Annotated in this window: 6 protein-coding genes; 5 read left to right on the top strand and 1 reads right to left on the bottom strand. The window is 37.5% G+C overall.

What is annotated here, in order from left to right:
* The first annotated feature begins 2 nt into the window (after nucleotides 1–2).
* From repM to MSG95_RS18710, 3 genes are all read left to right on the top strand, one after another.
* On the top strand, nucleotides 3–902 hold the full coding sequence (gene repM, locus MSG95_RS18700; RefSeq protein WP_324645216.1) for a replication initiation protein RepM: 900 nt from the start codon (nucleotides 3–5) through the stop codon (nucleotides 900–902).
* Complete coding sequence (locus MSG95_RS18705) at nucleotides 899–1,276, top strand: hypothetical protein (RefSeq protein ID WP_324645218.1); 378 nt, start codon at nucleotides 899–901, stop codon at nucleotides 1,274–1,276. The genes repM and MSG95_RS18705 overlap by 4 nt, the downstream gene beginning before the upstream one ends.
* 79 nt (nucleotides 1,277–1,355) lie before the next feature.
* On the top strand, nucleotides 1,356–1,583 hold the full coding sequence (locus MSG95_RS18710; RefSeq protein WP_121775349.1) for a hypothetical protein: 228 nt from the start codon (nucleotides 1,356–1,358) through the stop codon (nucleotides 1,581–1,583).
* Between the two features lie 6 nt (nucleotides 1,584–1,589).
* Here MSG95_RS18710 and MSG95_RS18715 read toward each other — a convergent pair whose 3' ends face one another.
* On the bottom strand, nucleotides 1,590–1,850 hold the full coding sequence (locus MSG95_RS18715; RefSeq protein WP_121775348.1) for a mobilization protein: 261 nt from the start codon (nucleotides 1,848–1,850) through the stop codon (nucleotides 1,590–1,592).
* A gap of 225 nt (nucleotides 1,851–2,075) precedes the next feature.
* Here MSG95_RS18715 and mobQ point away from each other — a divergent pair, with 225 nt between their 5' ends.
* Together mobQ and MSG95_RS18725 are read left to right on the top strand one after the other, a co-directional pair.
* Entirely contained in the window at nucleotides 2,076–3,509 is a 1,434-nt protein-coding gene (gene mobQ / locus MSG95_RS18720; RefSeq protein ID WP_191110361.1) for a MobQ family relaxase, read from the top strand.
* Between the two features lie 569 nt (nucleotides 3,510–4,078).
* Nucleotides 4,079–4,239: RepB family plasmid replication initiator protein (locus MSG95_RS18725; protein ID WP_324645223.1), on the top strand; the 161-nt coding region annotated here is incomplete at its 3' end.

The following is a 4,239-nucleotide window of genomic DNA, read 5'->3' on the forward strand; positions in this document are numbered from 1 at the left end:
TAATGAACGCAAGTTATAACCTTGAAGTAACTGAACAGCGTTTAATACTTTTGGCAATCATTAATGCAAGAGAAACAGGAGCAGGGATTACCTCTGATAGCAAGTTAGAAATCCATGCCAGTGATTATTCAAAGCAGTTTAATGTAACAAAAGAAGCAGCCTATAAAGCACTTAAGAGTGCCGTAAACAATTTATTTGAACGTCAATTTTCTTTCCAAGAAGAAACAAAAAAGGGCATTGGTACTGTTCGTTCTCGTTGGGTAAGTCGTATCAAGTATATTGATGACTCTGCAACACTAGAAATTACTTTTGCGCCTGACGTTGTTCCTTTAATCACAAGACTAGAACAGCACTTCACAAGCTATCAAATAACCCAAGTAGCACAGCTTACAGGGAAATATGCTATCCGCCTTTATGAGCTGCTTATTGCTTGGCGTGGCATTGGGAAAGTTCCACCACTAGAATTATTAGAATTCAGAGAAAAATTAGGCGTTGAGAATGATGAATATAAAGCAATGAATCATTTTAAAAGTCGTGTTCTAGAGCCATCTATTAAGCAAATTAACGAACATACAGACATCATAGTGACGTATGAACAGCATAAAAAGGGAAGAACAATTACAGGTTTTTCATTCAAATTTAAGCAAAAACAACAGCCAAAAATTGAAAAGCCAGTTGACCCGAAACGAGATCCAAATACAACCGATCTGTTTGCCAAAATGACAGATGCACAACGCCATTTATTCGCTCACAAGCTGTCTGAGATGCCTGTAATGTCTAAATATTCCCAAGGTACAGAATCATACGAAGACTTTGCAAAACGTATTGCTGAGATGCTTTTAGAGCCTGAAAAATTTAGAGAACTGTATCCAATTTTAGAAAAAGCAGGATTTAGACTATGAAAAGACCAATACTGCGATATTTTGATAAAGATGATGAAACTAAAGGAGGCTTACCATTTCCTAGATATGAAGAATGGAATTCCAAGCAACAGCAAGTACTTTATGCACTACAACATTTTTTCCATAACTTCGTAGTACACCACTATTCTTATATTGCATACCATTATGGTGAATGTAATGAAGTCATACGTTTTGCTAGATTTTTTTCAGATTTCTGGGAAAGCTCTGGAAAGTTTATAAATGAATCAAGCAACTTTGATGTAATTGATGAAAAATTTATTGAGTGGGTTGAGATCATGCAATTTGAACAATCCTGTGACGTACTTTCCATGAACTTTGATAAAGCTTTTAAAAGGTTTATGTACTATGACTAGATTGTTATGGACAGTAAAACGCATATTCAAGGCATTGCGAACAGAAACAGATTTTAAAGGTTAAATGGGAGTATTACTAATGACTGATTTATCAAAACTAAGTGAAACCGAGCTATTAGCTATCTGGAATAAAGATAATTTTGGACTGAAAGGTCAACTATACAAACTAGAACAAGAGTACATCGAAGCCAAAGAAATATTGGATAACTGGCAGAATAAAGACCACCCACTTTATGAACGTCATAAGGATTGTGTGGATGGTCTAGTTACAAGGATTCAGGACATACAAAAAAAGCTCAAGCAGTAATTAAAATCAAAGACCAAATAATTTTCTATCACGATCTTCTGTTAAATACTCGTTCAAGTCAGCAAGAATTTTTGCCTTTTCTGAATCATCTTGCATTTTTTTTAACGCCAAAGAACCAAGCAAAATTTTACGTCTAGTATCTTCTTTTCGCTGTTGATCCGTTGCTTTCTTTTTTTCACGAGCCAAAACAGCTTGCTTCTGAGCTTTAAGCTGTTTCAAACGTTCTTCTTGTTTAGCAATTTGCTGTTCCAAAGATTCGACTTTCATTACAAATCCAATGCCTAAAAAAACCACAGTTAGCATAAGCGTACATGAATTGAAATTCAAGGTACTATCTGCTATCGTGGTTTTCCCAAAGGGCGCACTTTACCATTGAAAAAAATCTTCGATTTTTATTCAATGGAAGTACGGCAGGGGATTCCCCCTACAACCCCGAACCAATCTATGCAGATTGGTGAAATTTGGAAAACCAAATTTAAGAGCAAAAGCAAAATGGCAATCTTTCATTTTTCAGTCAAAGCGATAAGCCGAAGTGCAGGGCGTTCAGCCGTTGCATGTTCTGCCTATCGTTCGGGTGAAAAACTAGAAGATCATTATCAAGGTAAAATTCAGGACTACACTCAAAAAACAGGTGTGGAATCTAAAAAAATATATGCACCTGAAAACACCAAAAAAGAATTATTAGACCGTCAAGAATTATGGAATGCAGTTGAACAGGTTGAACGTAGAAAAGATGCAACCTTAGCAAGAGAGTTTGAAATTGCCTTTCCCCATGAGTTTAATGCAGAACAAAGACAAGACTTGCTCGATGAGCTATGTCAGGAAATTGTAGAAAAACATGGTGTGATCGTGGACGCATGTATCCATGCTCCACATACCAAAAGCGGAAGTGATGAAAGAAACTTTCATGCACACATCATGTTCACCAGTCGGCAGATTGACCCACAGACAGGCGACTTTGCCAAAAAGAAAAATCGAGACTTCAACAAAGAGCAATCCAGTGAAACCGTGAGCCACTGGAGAGAACACTTTGCAGAATTGACCAACCGCCATTTAGAAAAACATGGCTTTGCAGATCGTGTCGATCACCGTAGTTACAAAGATCAAGGCATAGACCTTGAAGCCACTCAACATGAGGGGCCACAAGTTACCCAACTTCGCAGACAAGGCATAGACACCGAAATCAGTCTATCCAATGATGCCATCCGTGAACGCAACCAATTTAGCCAACACATCAAAGGTTTAGATCAAGAGATACAAGCATCTGAACGACTGTTGAATAACTTGATTCAGACCAGGGAAAAATTAGACCAGGAACAACGCCAAAAAGAAAAAGACCAGGAACAACGTTCCCCTGAAGAATTAACCAAAATCGCATATAGCGTTATTTCGCAATATAACGACGCTGTAGCCACGGAAGCAAAAAACATAGCACTAACCACCCAAAAAACAGAAATCGAGCAAATAAACGCTGTTTTGGAGCAAATAGAGCTATCAAAAACCAATCTTGAACACCAAAAAGAACAATTAGGCAAAAGACCTATGTTTTTTGGTGGGAAATGGGATGCTGCAAATGCAGAAATTCAAACCCAATGGCAAGAATTGGACAGTCAGGAACGAGATTTAAAGACCAAAACCCCACGTTTAGAACCTGAACGCTATACAGATCGGGCAAAAGAGATCGTAAACAAAGCTAATCCGAACCTGAAAGCCAAACATGATCGAGCAAGACTTCACCTTGAACGTGAACAACAACGAAAGTTAGCCGAACAGGAAAAGCGGAAACAGGAAGCTAAGGCACAACAAGAACGAGAAAAACAGGCGTTTTTTGCACGTAAAGCCTTACGTGAGCAAGGAAAACATGACGAAGCCAATAAACTACTGGCTGAATCAAAAACACAAAGCCATAAGCCACGTTCACGCTAAAATTTAAATTTTCTTTTTTGGCGTTTATTAAAATTATCTAAACAATACATGGTCTTATAGAGCGAGTGTCTACGAGCGAACTAGCAATATTCGACCATCGACCCTCTGAAAAACCGCTTTTAAATGATTTGAATCCTAGAAAATCTATATTTTCATGCCGAAACTAGCCCCTAGACCGAGCGAAGCGAGCAAAAAAGCTCTATGAGCGAAGCGAATCCATTCTTGCTTTTGCTTTTTGAATCCTAGATAGCATTAACAGAAAAACAGCCCCTAAACGAGCGAAGCGAGTTCAAAATGTCACGAGCGAAGCGAGTGCCATAGGGCTGTTTTACCCCCCTCCCCCAGTGCTTTTAATATTTTTAAATGCTTTTAAATGCTTTTAGGATTTCTGAAAACCTTTAATAGCAATGCTTTCATGCTATATAAAGACACAAATGGTTTGTTATAAAGACACAAATGGTTTGTTATAAAGACACAAATAGTTTGTTATAAAGACACAAATGGTTTGTATTTAGACACATAATTATATAATGTGTCTAAATACACATAAAAAACATAGTGTCTTTTATATGAAAAACGGATTAGTTGTGAAAGATAATGCATTAATGAACGCAAGTTATAACCTTGAAGTAACTGAACAGCGTTTAATACTTTTGGCAATCATTAATGCAAGAGAAACAGGAGCAGGGATTACCTCTGATAGCAAGTTAGAAATCCATGCCAGTGATTA

This window comes from Acinetobacter sp. IK23, from assembly GCF_035615275.1.
Taxonomy (GTDB): domain Bacteria; phylum Pseudomonadota; class Gammaproteobacteria; order Pseudomonadales; family Moraxellaceae; genus Acinetobacter; species Acinetobacter seifertii.